Here is a 16,525-nt window from a genome sequence, read left to right on the forward strand (position 1 = left end):
AGACCAACAAGTCGAGCAGGGACGAAAGTCGGGCTTAGTGATCCGGTGGTGCCGAGTGGAAGGGCCATCGCTCAACGGATAAAAGCTACCCTGGGGATAACAGGCTAATCTCTCCCAAGAGTCCATATCGACGGGGAGGTTTGGCACCTCGATGTCGGCTCATCACATCCTGGGGCTGAAGTAGGTCCCAAGGGTTCGGCTGTTCGCCGATTAAAGTGGTACGTGAGCTGGGTTCAGAACGTCGTGAGACAGTTCGGTCCCTATCCATCGCGGGCGAAAGAAACTTGAAGGGGGCTGCTCCTAGTACGAGAGGACCGGAGTGGACGAACCGCTGGTGTACCAATTATCCTGCCAAGGGTACAGTTGGGTAGCTACGTTCGGGACGGATAAACGCTGAAAGCATCTAAGCGTGAAACCAGCCTTGAGATGAGGTTTCTCATAGCATAAGCTAGTAAGATCCCATGTAGACGACATGGTTGATAGGCCAGGTGTGGAAGTGCTGCAAGGCATGGAGCTGACTGGTACTAATAGATCGAGGGCTTTACTTAAACAAAAACTTGTAAGTTACTATATTATTCTTCTATGTAGTTTTCAGGGAACACCCTGACAAATTCAGTGACGATGGCTACGAGGAACCACCTGTTCCCATCCCGAACACAGTAGTTAAGCTCGTAAACGCCGAAAGTACTTGGCTGGAAACGGCCTGGGAGGATAGGAAGTTGCTGATTAAGAAAATAAAGAAGACGCCGAAAGGCGTCTTTTTTATTTTCTCGTTTAATATATTATTTTGGTCTGGCCGTTTCCAGCCAGATTGATCAAGTAGCAACTAAGTTATATATGATAAGGCCTGGGATAAGCAGGGCTCATGATTTAAAGGAGCAAAGCGACGCATAAATTATAGAGCATCGCTTAGTTCCTGGCGTAAGGTTTTAAAGCCCGAAGGACGAATAAAACCCACAGCCAGGAACAAAGTAGGAAAAGGAAAATGTAAAAAGGTAAAAAAAGAAGAAGCGACGCATAAATCATAGAGCATCGCTTAGTTCCTGACGTAAGATTTTAAAGCCCTAAAAGGGCGTATAAAATCCACAGTCAGGAACAAAAGGATAACGGATAAAAGCAGTGTCGTAAGGTTTTAAAGCCCGAAGGGCGCATAAAATCCACAGCTAGGAATAAATAGGAAGTTGCAACTGACAAAGTACAAAGAGAGCCATTTTCTTCAAACAATAATAATTTAGGGCAATATAAAAGACCATAATGAACTATATCAGTTCATTATGGTCTTTTTACATATCAATATTTAATTCGCAACCTTTACTTCTAAAGATTGACCACGAACTTTATTTTGATCCATTGCTTGCACCAATGTCTCAGGGGTTACTTCTAAATCTGTATCTTTTTGAACTGTTACTGTAAATAGTTGACCAGGTTCATAGTAAATATTTTCTCCACGCATAAAGAATCCCCCTACTAATGAAACTACTGCCGTTACAGCAACAGCACCAGTATCATCAGAACCATATCCATTTACATACCCGTTAAGTGGAATAGTTACATTATTAAGAGTTTTAATACTTGGGATATCTATAATTAAACGGCCTCCTCGACCAAACATACCATTCCCATGAGAATCAATCACTTTACCTCTAACTTCTTCACCTTTTGGAATAATGATTGTTCCATTAAGAATTAAATTATCAACAGTCCTTAGAACAAAGCTAGTATTTTTCTTACTTTTTTTAGAGCTAATAGGTTGTGTTAATTCTAGTGTAATAGGTGTATCTTTGGGAATATAAAGGTTTCCCTTAGGGATGGTTCCTATTGTCATAGACTTTGGGGATACGATATCTTTTATTCTGTTAGAAATACTATTTGGATTTTCTTGAGGCTGCTTTTCTAATGCAGGATTTATTGTAGTTTTAATAGCTACATTAATATCGTGTCCCTGCTTTGCATCTACTGTAGATGGTGATAGGCTAGCTGTTAATGCACTTACTAATAAAGCAATCATATAATACTTACGTTTCATAAAATATACCCCCTATATAATTTATAATATATAAATATGCTTACAGAATATCATAATTTAGATTATTTTTCCACTTTCTTGACTTCATATAACCATAGATGAAAAGAAAAATATAGAATTAAGAGACCATTTGTAAACCCAACAATATTCCCCAAGGTTGCCTATTGTCCTAAACCTCTCTACAAGGTATAATGAAGTAGATTGTAATACGAAGTAACAATTGTACTTACGTAGAGAGGAAATTAGATAAAAAATGAAACAAGTTATGATCGCTACGGACCATATGAGTCATGTGTACCAAGACGAAATGGGCCGTGAGGTGCACGCCTTACAGGATGTGAGTGTTCACATTCATGAAGGTGAGTTTGTCAGTATTATAGGGACCAATGGGAGTGGTAAAAGTACTCTAGCCAAACATTTTAATGTCCTATTGCAACCTACATCTGGTACCGTTACCGTGTTAGGAATGGATACAAAAGAAGAACAATTAATTTGGAATATTCGCCAAAATGTGGGTATGGTATTCCAAAATCCAGATAATCAAATCGTGGCAGCCATTGTAGAAGAAGATGTGGCTTTTGGTCCAGAAAACTTAGGGGTACCAGCTCCAGAAATTCGAGAACGTGTGGATGCTGCATTAGCAGCTGTGAATATGTCGGACTATGCTTTACATGGTCCGCACTTATTATCAGGAGGGCAAAAGCAACGTATCGCCATTGCTGGTGTTTTAGCGATGAAGCCGAAATGTATCATATTAGATGAGCCAACGGCTATGCTGGATCCCAAAGGACGCAAAGAAGTCATGGATACGGTGTACCGTCTCAATAAAGAAGAAGGTATCACTATCGTATATATTACGCACTTTATGGAAGAAGCAGCTTTAGCAGATCGTATCATTGTGATGAAACAAGGTAAGGTCATCGATGAAGGAGCTCCAAAAGATGTATTTATGAATGTAGATACGTTAAAAGGTCTTGGTCTAGATGTACCGGTGCCGTCAGAGATTGCGGTGCGCTTACAAGAAAAAGGGGTAACTATGCCAAAGGGCATTACTACTAATGAAGAACTAGGGGAGGCCATATGTCAATTCAATTAGAACATGTCACCTACACCTATGGACAGGGGACACCTTTTGAAAAAACGGCTCTTCACGATGTGAGCTTGACCATTCACGAAGGTGAGTTTGTAGGCATCATCGGCCATACCGGGTCTGGTAAATCCACCTTAGTTCAACATTTAAATGGCTTATTGCATCCTACTACAGGCACTGTGAAAGTGAATGGTGTGGACCTAGTAGGTAAAACAGAAACAGTAAAACATACACGTCATAAAGTGGGTATGGTATTCCAATATCCAGAGCATCAACTCTTTGAGGAAAGCATTGCTAAAGACATTGCTTTTGGACCTAAAAATTTAGGCTTTGATGAGGTAGAGGTAGACCGCCGTGTGCGAGAAGCGATGCAATTTGTAGGCTTAGACTACGATACCTATGCAGAGCGGTCTCCCTTCCATTTGTCGGGTGGACAAATGCGCCGTGTGGCCATTGCAGGTGTCATTGCCTTAGATCCAGACTATTTAATTCTCGATGAACCATCTGCTGGACTTGATCCATTTGGGCGAGAAGAAATCTTTGGAGAAATCCTGAAACTACATAAGGAAAAAGGGATTACCGTTATCCTTGTATCCCATAATATGGAAGATATTTCTCGCATGGCGAATCGATTGATTGTTATGCACCAAGGGCAAGTCTTATTAGATGGCAATCCTATTGAGATTTTCCATAATGACCGTGAGAAATTACAGTCTGCTGGCGTGGATGTACCACCATTGTCGCAAACATTACAATCCCTAGCAGAGCGAAATATTCCTGTCAATATTGACCGTGTCCATGTCCATGAGGCAGTAGCAGATATTTACGAGTATCTCAAGGAGGTGCACCATGCTAAGTAATATTACTATTGGCCAGTACTTTCCAGGAGATTCCTTGTTACATCGCATGGACCCACGGGCTAAGATTATAGCCACTATGATTTTCATCATTGCTATTTTCTTTGCGGACAGTTTGGTGACCTATAGCATTGTAGCAGCCTTTACCTTCGGATGTTTGGGGTTATCTCATTTACCAGTGCGGCTGGTGTGGCTGTCTATTAAACCCTTGTGGATTATCATTGTATTCACCTTGGCTATTCACGTATTCACCACGCCGGGAGAATATCTATTTACCTATGGTTGGCTTCATATCAGTCGAGAAGGTCTTAATTTGGGTGGCCTTATGGCAGGACGATTGATTTTCTTAATTGTATTCTCCTCCTTGTTGACCTATACAACATCGCCTATACGGTTGACGGATGGTATTGAAAGACTCCTAAATCCATGGAAACGTTTTGGTGTGCCAGCCCATGAATTGGCTATGATGATGACCATTGCCTTGCGATTCATTCCGACACTATTAGAGGAAACAGACCGCATTATGAAAGCACAAGAATCCCGTGGTGCTGATTTTACTACAGGATCCTTACTGAAACGGGCTAAAAATATGGTACCTTTACTTGTGCCATTATTTATTAGTGCTTTCCGCCGTGCCGATGAATTGGCAGTAGCTATGGAATCTCGTTGTTACCGAGGTGGAGAAGGTCGTACACGAATGAAAGAATTACGCTATAGCCCATTAGATTTCTATGGTATTGGCGCAGTGGTGTTCGTGAGCCTTCTATTAGCTGTATTGCGGTGGGGATTTGGTATATGACAAGAACCATACAACTCATCGTCGCCTATGATGGCACAGAGCTTTGTGGATACCAACGACAACAGAATGGCCCTACGGTGCAAGGCTATTTAGAGGAAGCTTTATCTAAGGTTTGTAATGAGTCTATCACGATTTACGGGTCTTCTCGGACGGATGCAGGTGTCCATGCTAGAGGACAAGTAGTGGCATTCACTACTACGGGTAAGATTCCCGTAGATAATCTAATGAGAGCCCTCATTGCCCATATGCCACCCTATATCGTGGTCCGTGAGGCACAGGAGTTGCCATCGGATTGGAATCCACGGAATTATGTGAAAGGGAAGGAATACATTTACACCATTCATAATGATGCCGTGGTGGACCCACTACAACTGCGTTATGCTTACCATGTGCGCAAACCATTGGATATATCGTCCATGAAGCAAGCCGCAAAGGCATTAGAAGGAACACATAATTTCAGTACTTTCAAAGGCCATAATACGACGATACAAGATCCAGTGAAAACTATGTATGCTGTAAAAGTCAGCCAACAGGGATCAACCGTCAGAATCCATGTATTAGGAGATGGATTCGTGTATCACATGGTGCGGAATATAGCAGGATTCTTGGTGGATGTAGGCTTAGGCCGCTTTCAACCAGAGGATGTGCTATGTATCATAGCTAGTGAGAATAGACAATTAATCGGGAAAACAGCGCCTGCCCATGGACTGTGTTTAGATACGGTGTTTACTGATGAGGCTAGCTTACAAGAGCGGGTACGGAGCATAGCGAACCTATAGGCAGATATGCAGATATGTATAAGGAGTACAGGAAATGACTAGATGTACTTAGGTTTATGACCGATTTTGGTAGGTTACTATGAAAGTTGAAGAATGGGTACAAGTAGTTATGTAATTGCTATGAAATTGCTGAAATTGCCATGAAATTGTTGTGAAACATCACATTTGTTAATATATAAGTGTAGCCCTAGGATAGGGCGTACAATGTAGGAGGTTATCATGAAAGAAGACGGAATCCACACGCATATTGCGATCAAAATGCCAGAGTATATTATTGATGTAGATGAATTGGTGAATGATCCGGTGAATCGTCGTAAATTAGCTCGATTCATTATGAAGCGCCATTTAGATATGGACAAAATTATTGAAGAATTTGTGAACAATCCAGAGAATGAAGCGGAGTTAATGCGTTTTGCAGCGTCTGTGGTATTCTCTAAAACAGGCCGCGATATGAACGAATATAGCGAAGATTTGTTGCCATTGTTCTTTGAAGAAGCAGTATACGAAGACGACTTGCTGTAGTATAAGGGTTAGGTCCGATTCCTGTTGATTAGAGCCATATGAAATACATACGAAATACAATGAAAAGGTCCTGTGGGACCCTTTCATTGATGTATAGAGAGATATGGCCTATTGTCATGTAAAACAAGTTGGCGAGTACTCTTATATGAGTAGTGTTAGCATGTATTATAGAATCTAAAAAATAGAGGAAAGTTGATGATGGAATCAACTTTCCTCTATTGTATTTGGAGTTATTTTATATGTTATTCAGTATGTTATTCAAACCAAATGTATTTTGCCAATACAATCGCACCTAGTACATACATAAACCAGTGTACATCTTTATGACGGCCAGTGATAAACTTCATCAAAGGATATACAATAAGACCAGCGGCAACACCATTAGCAATACTGTATGTAAATGGCATTAATACAATAACTAAGTAGGCAGGGAAACCTTCTGTCCAATCGGAGAAGTCGATTTCACGGATAGCTTCCATCATTAGTGCTCCTACTAAAATAAGTACAGGAGCTGTAGCTGCATTCGGAACTAATGCGATTAATGGAGCAAAGAATAGACAAAGAATAAACATGATGCCACAAGTAACAGCAGTCAATCCTGTACGACCGCCAGCACCTACGCCAGCAGCACTTTCAACGAATGCAGTAATTGTGCTAGAACCAAGCATAGCACCGAAGCTAACGCCAAGGGAGTCTACAATCATAGCTTTACCAAGACCTGGGAATTCACCCTTTTTAGGGTCTGCAATGCCTGCTTTAGAGGCAGTAGCAATCAGTGTGCCCATGGAGTCAAAAAGCTCAACGAAAGTAAATGAAAAGATAATAGTAATAAGTCCAACATGGAATGCTGATGAAATATCCAATTCCATAAAGGCAATTTTACTGAAATCAGGGACTGCTATAATGCTTAAAGATTCTGGTAAAGTAGCGATACCAGTTGCATAAGCAATGATAGATGTGATGATAACACCAATTAATAGAGATCCAGGGACACGACGAGCCATGAGAGCGGCAGAGAAGAACAAAGAGAAAAGAGATAAAAGCACTTCAGGATTGCTTAAGTTTCCTAATGTTAATAAGGTTTCTGATGCAGCTGGTGCTCCATGACCTTTGGCAGTTACAATGTCGTTCAATGTACCAGGTTGTAAGGATAAGGCGATAGTCATAAGTCCAGATAGTTTCAAACCAATGATACAAATGAACAAGCCAATACCTACGGTGATAGCAATCTTTAAAGAAGAAGGAATTGCTTCAATAATAAGTTGACGGATTTTCGTCAGAGTCAGTACAAGGAATACAAGACCAGAAATAAATACAGCACCTAATGCTGTTTGCCATGTTAATCCCATACCTAGAACCACGGTGAAGGAATAAAAAGCTAATAGGCCAACTCCTGGTGCTAAAGCAATAGGATAATTAACAAATACTCCCATGGCAATGGTGACTAAACCACCACCCAAGGCTGTAGCAATTAATACAGCATCTTTATCCATACCAGCTAGGCTTAGTAAGTTGGGAGCTAATAGCAAAATATATGCCATCGTAATAAAAGTCGTCAGTCCTGCTAGTATTTCTGTACGGACTGTAGTATTTCGCTCCTTTAAGGCGAATACGCGTTCTAACATGGTGAACCTCCTAGTAATAAATAAAATTACATCCTTATTGTAGCATAGACTAGAAGGTTAGGATAGGTTTTTTGAGTCAATTTATTTAAAAAAATTATAAAACTTATAAAATTATATAAATTATACTAATAAGTTTATAATGGAGTACATTAGTAGGCGACAGTGGTTTTCAGTATGTGTAAATATACAAAATATATTGCTCATATGCATATTGTGAGTGCTACTTATGCAATATAGGTACTAAATATGTACACAATCTATATAGACAAAATTCGTTGTTCTATATATAATATAGATTAGGTATAAATCCTACTTTTGAAGAGGTATTATTTATGAAAATTTCTACTAAAGGTCGATATGCATTACGCGTGCTAGTTGATTTGGCAGAGCACAGTGTAGATCGCAATGTATCTATTCGTGAAATGGCGGAGCGCCAAAATATTTCTGATAAATATTTAGAAGGAATTGTAGCACGATTGAGTGCAGCAGGATATGTAAAAAGTGTTCGTGGTAAGTATGGTGGTTACCAACTGACAAAAGAGCCAAAAGACTATACGGTCTATGATATTCTTGCTGCTACAGAAGATTCTATTGCAGTTGTAGCTTGCTTAGAGGAAGATGTGAACACATGTCCGATGAGCGAAGGATGCCGTACATTGCCATTATGGGAACATCTACAAAATCATTTGCGTGAATATATGCAAAGTTTAACGCTTCAAGATGTTATTGACCGACATTTTTCAGTGTAAGTTGTAAGAAAGAGGTAAGGGAATTTTAGGATGAAAAAAGAGAAATTAAAGGTAGAGCAAGAAATTGGCTTCCCTTTATATGCAGCAGCAAAAGAAGCTTTGCGAGCATGTCAACCAGAACTCTCTGAGTTGGGGATCACATATACACAATATCTTGCAATGTCTGTTATTTGGGAATATAAAGAAGCGAATCTAAAAATGATTGGAGAGAGAATCTATTTAGACTCGGGAACATTAACTCCACTGTTACGGAAGCTAGAGAAAAAAGGCTTAATTATACGTGAACGATTTAAACAAGATGAGCGTTCTATGATGATTACGTTAACAACAAAAGGAAAGTCTTTGGAGAAAAAAGTTCGACATATTCCAAAATTAATTGAAACGAAATTGGGATTATCTCAAGATGAGCTTCAATTGTTACAGAATTTGTTGTGTAAAGTCTTACACAATGTCAAAGGCTAGATAGTGACAATCTACTTATAGTTACAATGAGTAGAGGATAGTATATCAACTATCCTCTATTTTTATTTCCCTGTCTATGGAGGGGATTTGTTGGGGCCTTACAGTAGATGTGTTACAATAAGGTTACAATTTGTGTATATCTAGAGGGAGTAAAGTATGAAAGGATTACAACAAACAGGAATGGTGGCAGTGTGGATTCTTACTATAGGGATGTCACTGCTTGCCATTTGTTATACAATGATCATTCCTTTCCTTCCCGTGTATCTTTTAGAGCTCGGTGTGGAACAGGAACAGTTAGCTCTTTGGTCGGGCTTGTCATTTTCTATTTCATTTTTTATTGCTGCCATTATGGCTCCTGTGTGGGGGCGATTAGCGGATCAGCATGGAAAGAAATTAATGGCAATCCGAGCAGGGATTTTGATTGGCCTATCGTATTTATGGGGCGCTTTTGTACAAGATGAATATCAATTTTTATTAGTTCGTGCATTTCAAGGTTTTGCCAATGGGTTTATGCCAGCTGCTATGACTATGGTATCATTGTCTGTGCCAAAAGAACGTGTAGGTACGGCGATGGGTATCTTTCAGATGGGTTTAGTCCTAGGGAATACTGTGGGTCCCTTAACAGGAGGGTTGACAGAACTAGCAGTAGGGATGCGGCCTGTATTTATGGTGGCAGGGATTACTTTATTTATCGTCACTGCAGCAATAGCTATCTTTGTAAAAGAACCACAAGTGGAAAGTGAAGCTTCTGTAAAAACAACTTCTTTTTCAGAAGATTTACAAGCAGCAAAACAAAATAAGGTACTACTCCATATTTTAGGATTATATTTTTTAGTGCAAGCTGTTATGCTTATGCTACAACCTATTGTGGCCATTTATGTGGGAGAATTAAAAGGGTCCATGGAAGGGGCTGCCATGTTAGCAGGGTCCATTCTCAGCGGTGGTGGTGTGATGGGCATGATTATGACTAATGTGTGGGCTGCTTATGGACAGCGGCGAGGATACTTTAGAGTTATATCTTATGGGCTAATGGGTACTGGAACTGTATTATTATTGCAAAGTTTACCGTTTGGATTATGGTGGTTTGGGGCCTTGCAATTACTTATTGGCGTATTTATTGTAGGTATATTCCCATCCCTTGGATCAGCTATGACCGTGAATACAGATCCATCAGTGCGTGGCCGAGTATTCGGACTTGCCACGACATCCCAACAATTAGGAAATATGATAGGACCGCTGTTTGCTAGCATAGTAGCCACCTATTGGGGTACATCCTATGTATTCTTGGTGGCAGGTATAGGAATGATGATCATTGGCTATTTAGTGTTGAAAATCCATGGAAATCGACCAAATATTCAATACATTTGATAGACTATATATAGTGAGTGAAGTAAGAAAGAGGATATCCGACAATTTTGTCAGATATCCTCTTTTGTTATATTTCAGAATTATTATGAATTGGTAATTCAAAGCCAAATGTTGTTTTTACATCCGGTGTGCTTTCTACTTGCAGTGTGCCTTCATGTAATTGTATTACATTTTGTACGAAATACAGACCTAAACCAAGACCTTTATTTTCTTTCGAGGTACGTGAAGGGTCTACTTGGTATAATCGATCCCAAATTAAAGGGATGCTTTCTGGAGGGATACCAATACCATCATCTTGAACAGAGATGTGAATGGTAGATCCTGAGGAGACTTCCAAGTGTACTCTCGTATGGGCAAATTTGAAAGCATTGTCCAAAAGATTGGCCATTGCCTGTTGCAATAGGATTTGGTTGCCATAAACAATGATAGACTCATTAATATGGCTGGTAAAAGTAAGATGTTTCTCTTTACTTAATCGAGTATAGGTATGCGCTAATTGTTCAGCCACTTTGGATAGAGGGACAGGTTCTTTATCTATATTGGTTAGACTATCAAGGCGAGCAATTTCTAACAATTGTGAGACCATGTCTGCCATTCCCTTACTTTGAACAAAAATATTTTGAAAGCTTTCTTTTGCTTCTTCTAAGGAGGCTACATATTGGCGAGCGTAATCACTTTCAGCTTGGATGACAGCAATAGGCGTACGTAATTCATGAGAAATGTCGGAATTAAAGCGCTTTTCACGATTAGAAGATTCTTCTAAACTGCTGAGCATATGGTTGAAAGTAGAAGCTAATTGATAGATAGTATCTCCAGATTCAGGGATATTTTCAATACGTTCTGATAAATCTCGCTTTAATGAAATTTGTGCAGCTAAATTGGTAACGGTACGTACTGGTTTTAAACCTCGTTGAATAATCCAATAGCCCCCAATAGCAGCAACCGTAACGAAGAGAATACCACCGAATAATAAAGCGAAGAACATGCTATTTGACTTTCTATCAAGGAATGCCATAGGTACGACGCCACGAATATAGCCTTGCATACCATGGTGATGCTGAATGGGAGCATCGTAGTATAGAAAAGATCGGTTCTGATGACTCACTTCAGTGATAGCATCAAAGGAAGGAGGAGCCTCTTTTGGAAATAAATCAGGTACATTACCTCGTAAGACGACTCCATCATGGGTATAGACTAAGAGAAAGATACCGTCATCAAAAGGCTTAAACTTTTTAGGGGCACTAGCGGATTCAATGACAGCCTCTTGTAAGTCTGTACGGATTTCATTTTGGTCCAAAATATGGGTGAATTGGATTACAAAGGTAGCTAATAGCCATATCATTAGCAGTAGAAAAATAGAGTACCAACTAGTAATTTTATATACCAAAGGAACTCGCAAGAGAAGAGTCTCTATGGAGTTCCAACAGCGTTTGATTACATCGTGCATGGATTATTCCTCGGTGCGGAACACATAGCCTACGCCACGAACAGTTTGAATTAATTTTTTAGTTTCGTCGATGTCCACTTTTTTGCGCAGGTCTTTAATATATACGTCGATTAGGTTGGAGTAACTTTCATAGTCGTATTCCCACACATGGTCAAGAATTTGTTGACGAGATAAAACGATATTTTGGTTGCTTGCTAAATAGAAGAGTAGGTCGAACTCTTTGGCAGTTAATGCTATAGGCTCTCCATTACGAAGAACGGAACGGCTCTTTTGATTGATGCGTATTGGCCCTGCAATAATATCTTCTGTAGCTTGATTGCGACCACGGCGAGCTAACGCATAGATGCGAGCAATGAGTTCGTCAAATTCAAATGGTTTTACTAAATAGTCGTCAGCGCCTAAATTTAAACCAGATACCTTATCCTCTAATGTATCTTTAGCAGTTAAGAAAAGAACCGGGGTTTTGTTACCTTCTTCACGCATTTGTTGTACTACGGCATGACCGTCCATTTTTGGCATCATAATGTCCATAATGATCACATCATAACTAGATGTGGAAATATAATCTAATCCATCTTCTCCGTTAAAGCATTGATCTACAATCATAGATTCTAGTTTTAAACGTTTGGCAATAATATTATTCAGCATTTGTTCATCTTCAACAATTAAGACTTTCATAGGTGCTCCTTTCATGTTAAGGTGTATATTTGTATTGTAACGTATTTTCAAAATAGATTAAAGAGATGTATATAAAAAGTATAGATGTTGTACATGAAAAGACCATGAATGATTGCTTTATACGGTGGGGTCACCTATAATAAACATAGAAATAGTATGAGTTATTCTTCCCTAGGAGGGGGTATTATGAATATTAGAACGATTACGGTCTATGCCTTATTGATTGCTCTTTGTGCTATAGGCGGACAGATTCATTTTGGTGTGTATTCCATTGGATTTGATTCGTCGCCAGCTTTTGTAGGAGCCTTACTGCTAGGACCTGTAGCAGGTGCTGTGCTTGGGGCCTTAGGGCATTTAGCAACGGCTGTATTCACCGGATTTCCTCTTAGTGTACCTATGCATGTGGTGGTAGCTTTGATCATGGCTTGTACTGGGGCTAGTATAGGATATTGTATGCGTAAGAGGACTTCATCTTTCTCTTATGTAGTAAGTGGTATAGTAGGGTATATCATCAATGTAGGTTTAGGTCTAGTTGTGACATCATGGATGATGCACAGTGTAGAAGTTGTGGCAATTTTATTTGTGCCTTTGTCTTTAGCCTATCTAGTAAATTATGTGGGAGCAGCACTGGTGGTCAGTCAGCTGACTAAAGTTTTTGGTGGTAGATAATATGCGAGATATAACAAGAATTTCTTTGCAAAATGGTGTAGATTGGATTGTTGCTAGTGATATTAGTAGTGGTATCGGTTTGCAAGAACATGATGTATTAGAAGCGCCCTACTCTATGGTAGGTGCGTTTGCGACTCGTGTAGCGATGCTAGAAATTGTATGTGCGAAAGGTATAGTAAAAGGAATTCAATATCTCATTGGTGGTGACTATGATACGGTAGTGATACCTGTTATAAGGGGAATTCAAGCGGAATTGGATACATTAGGTATCGATGTACCAATTAATGGCAGCCATGAAAGCAATATGAAAGTAAGCACTACCTCTGTAGGGATTACTGCCTTAGGAATCGGGGAGCCAGAAATGCTTGGTACAGGGGAACCTTATGCTGTGTACGTACTAGGAAAACCCTTAGTAGGTAATGAAGTGCTAGAACAGCCAGAATGGATTGTTACCTATGATGAGGTCCGACGAGCTTTGGCACATCCTAGTACATCCCGTGTGGTGCCTATTGGCTCCAGAGGCATCCGCCAAGAGTTGACAGTGTTAAGTTATTTAGAAGGGGCATCTATGGAGTCCATAGAACTGACTGATGATGAGTTAGATCATAGTGGTGGACCAGCTACGGCAGTGGTTGTATCTGTTCGTGCCAGTGGTGAAACAGCATGGTTAGGAGAGTTCCCTAAGGCGCAGTATGTAGGGCGGCATAGGTAATAGAAAGGATATAGATATGAAACAATTACGATATTATATAGCATTGGCATTGGTAGCCGGTGGATTGACAGTGGCTCAAGCAGAGGCAAACCCATATGGTGTAGTGAGTCCTCCTGATTGGGAATATCAAGCGCTTATGACATTGGTGAAACATGGAGCGATTACGGATACTAAGGGGGTAGATTTAGGATCACGAGCATTCACTAGAAAAGAATTGATCCCTATGATGGCAGATGTGGTGGCACGCCGTGAAACTATGAATGAAAGTGATCGCATGTTGGCATTGCGATTGTACAATGAAAACCGTCGTTCTATTATGAATTATGAAATTGAACAAGAAGAAGCAAAATCAGGTAAAGCTCAAATAGATAGTGCTGATGAGGGAACACCAATAGCAGTGGAACCAGCTTTGACGAAAGAAGAAATCCAAAAGAAAATGGAATCCTTCCAAATTGATGCATCTGCTTTGCCAAATCATGGGTTAGTACAAGTGCGCACTTTTCAACAAGGAACATCTCAGCGAAGCCATTTAGAATTAGTAGTGCCTTCGGTGAAGGCAGAAGGAAACGTAGCCTTACAGCCTATTGATGGAGAAGTGCAAGAGGCTATGGCTGGGGGTCAATGGGATGCGTCTAAAAAGGAACAACGACCACTTATGAAAGTGGCAAAACAAGAGTGGGCTTTATTGCAAAAAGCAGAACGCAAACAGGAACGGTTAGACACACAAGCCCAACGCCAGTTAGCGAAAGCTCAACGAAAACAAGAGGCATTGGCAAAGAAAGAGCAGCAACATTTGGCAAGGGCGGAACGAGCTAAGTTACAAGCAGAACAAAAATTGGCGAAACAGCAGGCAAAAGAACAAGCTCGATTAGCAAAGCAAGAGGCTAACAAGGAAGCTCAGCTAGCAAAACAGCAAGCTAAGGAGCAAGAAAGATTGGCAAAACAAGAGCAAAAAGAACGAGAGAGACTAGCGAAGAAAGCTAAGAAATAAGGGAAAGATATTTGCTATTATCGAAAAAATTCGGTATACTAAAGGTTAGCAATCCATTTGGTGTACTTTCATCATGAAGCGGAGGAACTATGATTATACGAGAAGAGAAGAAACGCGAATTTTATACGGTCACAGCTCTCGTGCGTGAAGCTTATATTAATGCAGATCGCAGTACAGGACGAGAATATAAACTAGTGGAAGCATTGCGTGAGTCTGATGCGTATATTCCTAAGTTATCTTTGGTGTCGGTCATCGACAATGCCATTGCAGGGTATGGTATGTTCCTGCGCGGCAAAGTTGGTGATCAAGATGTGCTTATTTTGGGCTTACTAGCTGTGGCGCAGTCTATGCGTGGACACGGCGTAGGGGGAGCTCTTGTCTTAGAGGGTCAACGATTGGCTCGTAAGATGGGATATTCCTACTTGTTCGTGTACGGTAGTAATGTGTACTACCCACGGTTGGGCTATGATTTTGCACATAACTTTGGTGTAGAACCACCAGAAGGATTGGACCGGGAGCATATGATGGGGATTCGATTAGATCCTAATGCGGAGCCTCTCAATGGTACATTGGAATACCCGGAACTTTTTAAAACCCTAGAAATGTTCTAGGTGACTACGAGTTATATCGTAGTAGGTATTAGATAGACAGTTCGAGATCCTCCTGTCTGTAAACAAAACTAAGGAGTTATAATGAAACAATTTAACAACACACAACGATTGACGATTTCTGCCATTTCCATCGCCATGTATTTGGCGCTTATGATCGGTACACAAGGCTTTGCCTTTGGTCAGTATCAAGTGCGTATTGCTACAGCGCTTTATGGATTGTCAGCGATCTTCCCATTCACCATTCCAGCTTTTGGTATTGCAAACTTTGTAAGTAATACAGTGATGGGCGGTTTTGGTATGGTGGATGCTATCGGTGGAGCTATCGTAGGCTTATTGACAACAGGTCTAATCGTTCTTGCGAAGCGCCAAGGCTTAGGCAACTGGGTATTGATTCCTATCATTACCTTTGTACCAGGATTGATTGTACCAATTTGGTTGACTTATTTCTTGCCAGTTCCGTACTGGGTATTAGTGAGCTCCCTCGTAGTAGGTCAGTTCGTGTGTGGTGTGGTGAGCTACTTCCTGATCAATGCATTGGAGAAAGTAGTCTATAAAAATAAGGAGGCTTTAGTTCGTGAGTAGTGGTCGTAATGCAGCAGAATTACAAGGTGTTCATGCTTTAGGTAGCCATACGGACTATCCTACAGATTATGCACCGCAGGTGCTAGAAGCATTTCCTAATAAACATCCAGGGAATGACTATTTTGTGAAATTCAATTGTCCAGAGTTTACCAGTCTTTGTCCAATGACGGGGCAACCGGACTTTGCAACGATTTACATTTCCTATGTGCCAGATGAAAAACTGGTGGAAAGTAAATCCTTAAAATTATATTTATTTAGTTTCCGCAACCATGGAGACTTTCACGAAGATTGTATCAATATTATCATGAAAGATTTAGTGGCATTGATGGAGCCTAAATACATTGAAGTGTGGGGCGAATTTACACCTCGTGGGGGCTTGTCTATTGACCCGTATGCCAACTATGGCAAACCGGGCACCGATTGGGAAGCCACGGCGAAGGAGCGCTTGCACTTTCACGATATGCAACCGAAACGGGTAGCGTATCGTTAATTACATACATACTATTGCCAGGTCAATCGGTTGAGGGACCTGGCAATTTTACTAACGGCCCTAGACAT

18 protein-coding genes and 2 rRNA genes are annotated in these 16,525 nt (G+C 40.4%); 16 read left to right on the top strand and 4 right to left on the bottom strand.

From position 1 onward, the window contains the following. Together HMPREF9200_RS02045 and rrf are read left to right on the top strand one after the other, a co-directional pair. A 23S ribosomal RNA gene (locus HMPREF9200_RS02045) occupies window positions 1-548 on the top strand; the annotation flags it as partial. Between the two features lie 63 nt (window positions 549-611). Then, window positions 612-728: ribosomal RNA gene (gene rrf, locus HMPREF9200_RS02050) — 5S ribosomal RNA — on the top strand. A 569-nt stretch (window positions 729-1,297) separates the two neighbouring features. Here the strand turns inward: rrf and HMPREF9200_RS02055 are convergent. After that, on the bottom strand, window positions 1,298-2,026 hold the full coding sequence (locus HMPREF9200_RS02055) for a hypothetical protein (protein WP_009353214.1): 729 nt from the start codon (window positions 2,024-2,026) through the stop codon (window positions 1,298-1,300). 253 nt (window positions 2,027-2,279) lie between these two features. On the opposite strand from HMPREF9200_RS02055, the gene HMPREF9200_RS02060 reads away from it, so the two are divergent. The 5 genes from HMPREF9200_RS02060 to HMPREF9200_RS02080 all read left to right on the top strand — a co-directional run bounded on the left by HMPREF9200_RS02060 (window position 2,280) and on the right by HMPREF9200_RS02080 (window position 6,073). Beyond that, window positions 2,280-3,122: an energy-coupling factor transporter ATPase gene (locus tag HMPREF9200_RS02060; protein WP_009353204.1), complete on the top strand. Its 843-nt coding sequence runs from the start codon at window positions 2,280-2,282 to the stop codon at window positions 3,120-3,122. Beyond that, window positions 3,107-3,976: an energy-coupling factor transporter ATPase gene (locus HMPREF9200_RS02065; protein ID WP_009353242.1), complete on the top strand. Its 870-nt coding sequence runs from the start codon at window positions 3,107-3,109 to the stop codon at window positions 3,974-3,976. The genes HMPREF9200_RS02060 and HMPREF9200_RS02065 overlap by 16 nt, the downstream gene beginning before the upstream one ends. Further along, window positions 3,966-4,772, top strand: a complete 807-nt coding sequence (locus HMPREF9200_RS02070) for an energy-coupling factor transporter transmembrane protein EcfT (protein WP_009353163.1) — start codon at window positions 3,966-3,968, stop codon at window positions 4,770-4,772. The genes HMPREF9200_RS02065 and HMPREF9200_RS02070 overlap by 11 nt, the downstream gene beginning before the upstream one ends. Continuing rightward, window positions 4,769-5,551 (top strand): tRNA pseudouridine(38-40) synthase TruA, encoded by a 783-nt coding sequence (truA, locus tag HMPREF9200_RS02075; protein ID WP_009353224.1) that lies wholly within the window; start codon window positions 4,769-4,771, stop codon window positions 5,549-5,551. The genes HMPREF9200_RS02070 and truA overlap by 4 nt, the downstream gene beginning before the upstream one ends. Before the next feature lie 219 nt (window positions 5,552-5,770). Next, window positions 5,771-6,073, top strand: coding sequence for a hypothetical protein (locus tag HMPREF9200_RS02080; protein ID WP_009353198.1), 303 nt, complete (start codon window positions 5,771-5,773; stop codon window positions 6,071-6,073). 254 nt (window positions 6,074-6,327) lie between these two features. Here the strand turns inward: HMPREF9200_RS02080 and HMPREF9200_RS02085 are convergent, their stop codons facing one another. Next, window positions 6,328-7,698, bottom strand: a complete 1,371-nt coding sequence (locus HMPREF9200_RS02085; RefSeq protein WP_009353152.1) for an NCS2 family permease — start codon at window positions 7,696-7,698, stop codon at window positions 6,328-6,330. A 332-nt stretch (window positions 7,699-8,030) separates the two neighbouring features. Here HMPREF9200_RS02085 and HMPREF9200_RS02090 point away from each other — a divergent pair, with 332 nt between their 5' ends. The 3 genes from HMPREF9200_RS02090 to HMPREF9200_RS02100 all read left to right on the top strand — a co-directional run bounded on the left by HMPREF9200_RS02090 (window position 8,031) and on the right by HMPREF9200_RS02100 (window position 10,277). After that, on the top strand, window positions 8,031-8,447 hold the full coding sequence (locus HMPREF9200_RS02090; protein ID WP_009353240.1) for an Rrf2 family transcriptional regulator: 417 nt from the start codon (window positions 8,031-8,033) through the stop codon (window positions 8,445-8,447). A gap of 30 nt (window positions 8,448-8,477) precedes the next feature. After that, the gene (locus HMPREF9200_RS02095) at window positions 8,478-8,909 is read left to right on the top strand and encodes a MarR family winged helix-turn-helix transcriptional regulator (RefSeq protein ID WP_009353190.1); all 432 of its coding nucleotides are present in this window, start codon (window positions 8,478-8,480) and stop codon (window positions 8,907-8,909) included. 156 nt (window positions 8,910-9,065) lie between these two features. Further along, window positions 9,066-10,277, top strand: coding sequence for an MFS transporter (locus tag HMPREF9200_RS02100; RefSeq protein WP_009353183.1), 1,212 nt, complete (start codon window positions 9,066-9,068; stop codon window positions 10,275-10,277). 67 nt (window positions 10,278-10,344) lie between these two features. On the opposite strand, the gene HMPREF9200_RS02105 is transcribed toward HMPREF9200_RS02100, so the two are convergent. Continuing rightward, window positions 10,345-11,619 carry a cell wall metabolism sensor histidine kinase WalK gene (locus tag HMPREF9200_RS02105; protein ID WP_009353180.1) on the bottom strand — a complete coding sequence of 425 codons (1,275 nt, stop codon included), beginning with the start codon at window positions 11,617-11,619 and terminating at the stop codon, window positions 10,345-10,347. Between the two features lie 108 nt (window positions 11,620-11,727). Then, window positions 11,728-12,402 carry a response regulator transcription factor gene (locus tag HMPREF9200_RS02110; RefSeq protein ID WP_009353177.1) on the bottom strand — a complete coding sequence of 225 codons (675 nt, stop codon included), beginning with the start codon at window positions 12,400-12,402 and terminating at the stop codon, window positions 11,728-11,730. 186 nt (window positions 12,403-12,588) lie between these two features. On the opposite strand from HMPREF9200_RS02110, the gene HMPREF9200_RS02115 reads away from it, so the two are divergent. The 6 genes from HMPREF9200_RS02115 to queF all read left to right on the top strand — a co-directional run bounded on the left by HMPREF9200_RS02115 (window position 12,589) and on the right by queF (window position 16,457). Next, a complete protein-coding gene (locus HMPREF9200_RS02115; protein ID WP_009353211.1) occupies window positions 12,589-13,071 on the top strand; it encodes an ECF transporter S component in 483 nt (160 codons plus the stop codon). 1 nt (window position 13,072) lies between these two features. Next, entirely contained in the window at window positions 13,073-13,783 is a 711-nt protein-coding gene (locus tag HMPREF9200_RS02120; RefSeq protein ID WP_009353235.1) for a hypothetical protein, read from the top strand. A gap of 16 nt (window positions 13,784-13,799) precedes the next feature. Then, window positions 13,800-14,774 (top strand): hypothetical protein, encoded by a 975-nt coding sequence (locus HMPREF9200_RS07995; protein WP_009353223.1) that lies wholly within the window; start codon window positions 13,800-13,802, stop codon window positions 14,772-14,774. 89 nt (window positions 14,775-14,863) lie between these two features. Next, on the top strand, window positions 14,864-15,385 hold the full coding sequence (locus HMPREF9200_RS02130) for a GNAT family N-acetyltransferase (protein WP_009353157.1): 522 nt from the start codon (window positions 14,864-14,866) through the stop codon (window positions 15,383-15,385). 81 nt (window positions 15,386-15,466) lie between these two features. Then, a complete protein-coding gene (locus tag HMPREF9200_RS02135; protein ID WP_009353238.1) occupies window positions 15,467-15,967 on the top strand; it encodes a QueT transporter family protein in 501 nt (166 codons plus the stop codon). Then, window positions 15,960-16,457 (top strand): preQ(1) synthase, encoded by a 498-nt coding sequence (queF, locus tag HMPREF9200_RS02140; RefSeq protein WP_009353151.1) that lies wholly within the window; start codon window positions 15,960-15,962, stop codon window positions 16,455-16,457. Before HMPREF9200_RS02135 ends, queF begins: the two co-directional genes overlap by 8 nt. Window positions 16,458-16,525 lie beyond the last annotated feature (68 nt).

Source organism: Veillonella sp. oral taxon 780 str. F0422 (assembly GCF_000221605.1).
Lineage (GTDB): Bacteria > Bacillota > Negativicutes > Veillonellales > Veillonellaceae > F0422.

Bases quoted from the DNA above. Each gene is read 5' to 3' on its own strand.
- HMPREF9200_RS02055 (WP_009353214.1), bottom strand. From the start codon at position 2,026: ATGAAACGTAAGTATTATATGATTGCTTTATTAGTAAGTGCATTAACA.
- HMPREF9200_RS02060 (WP_009353204.1), top strand. From the start codon at position 2,280: ATGAAACAAGTTATGATCGCTACGGACCATATGAGTCATGTGTACCAA.
- HMPREF9200_RS02065 (WP_009353242.1), top strand. From the start codon at position 3,107: ATGTCAATTCAATTAGAACATGTCACCTACACCTATGGACAGGGGACA.
- HMPREF9200_RS02070 (WP_009353163.1), top strand. From the start codon at position 3,966: ATGCTAAGTAATATTACTATTGGCCAGTACTTTCCAGGAGATTCCTTG.
- truA (WP_009353224.1), top strand. From the start codon at position 4,769: ATGACAAGAACCATACAACTCATCGTCGCCTATGATGGCACAGAGCTT.
- HMPREF9200_RS02080 (WP_009353198.1), top strand. From the start codon at position 5,771: ATGAAAGAAGACGGAATCCACACGCATATTGCGATCAAAATGCCAGAG.
- HMPREF9200_RS02085 (WP_009353152.1), bottom strand. From the start codon at position 7,698: ATGTTAGAACGCGTATTCGCCTTAAAGGAGCGAAATACTACAGTCCGT.
- HMPREF9200_RS02090 (WP_009353240.1), top strand. From the start codon at position 8,031: ATGAAAATTTCTACTAAAGGTCGATATGCATTACGCGTGCTAGTTGAT.
- HMPREF9200_RS02095 (WP_009353190.1), top strand. From the start codon at position 8,478: ATGAAAAAAGAGAAATTAAAGGTAGAGCAAGAAATTGGCTTCCCTTTA.
- HMPREF9200_RS02100 (WP_009353183.1), top strand. From the start codon at position 9,066: ATGAAAGGATTACAACAAACAGGAATGGTGGCAGTGTGGATTCTTACT.
- HMPREF9200_RS02105 (WP_009353180.1), bottom strand. From the start codon at position 11,619: ATGATATGGCTATTAGCTACCTTTGTAATCCAATTCACCCATATTTTG.
- HMPREF9200_RS02110 (WP_009353177.1), bottom strand. From the start codon at position 12,402: ATGAAAGTCTTAATTGTTGAAGATGAACAAATGCTGAATAATATTATT.
- HMPREF9200_RS02115 (WP_009353211.1), top strand. From the start codon at position 12,589: ATGAATATTAGAACGATTACGGTCTATGCCTTATTGATTGCTCTTTGT.
- HMPREF9200_RS02120 (WP_009353235.1), top strand. From the start codon at position 13,073: ATGCGAGATATAACAAGAATTTCTTTGCAAAATGGTGTAGATTGGATT.
- HMPREF9200_RS07995 (WP_009353223.1), top strand. From the start codon at position 13,800: ATGAAACAATTACGATATTATATAGCATTGGCATTGGTAGCCGGTGGA.
- HMPREF9200_RS02130 (WP_009353157.1), top strand. From the start codon at position 14,864: ATGATTATACGAGAAGAGAAGAAACGCGAATTTTATACGGTCACAGCT.
- HMPREF9200_RS02135 (WP_009353238.1), top strand. From the start codon at position 15,467: ATGAAACAATTTAACAACACACAACGATTGACGATTTCTGCCATTTCC.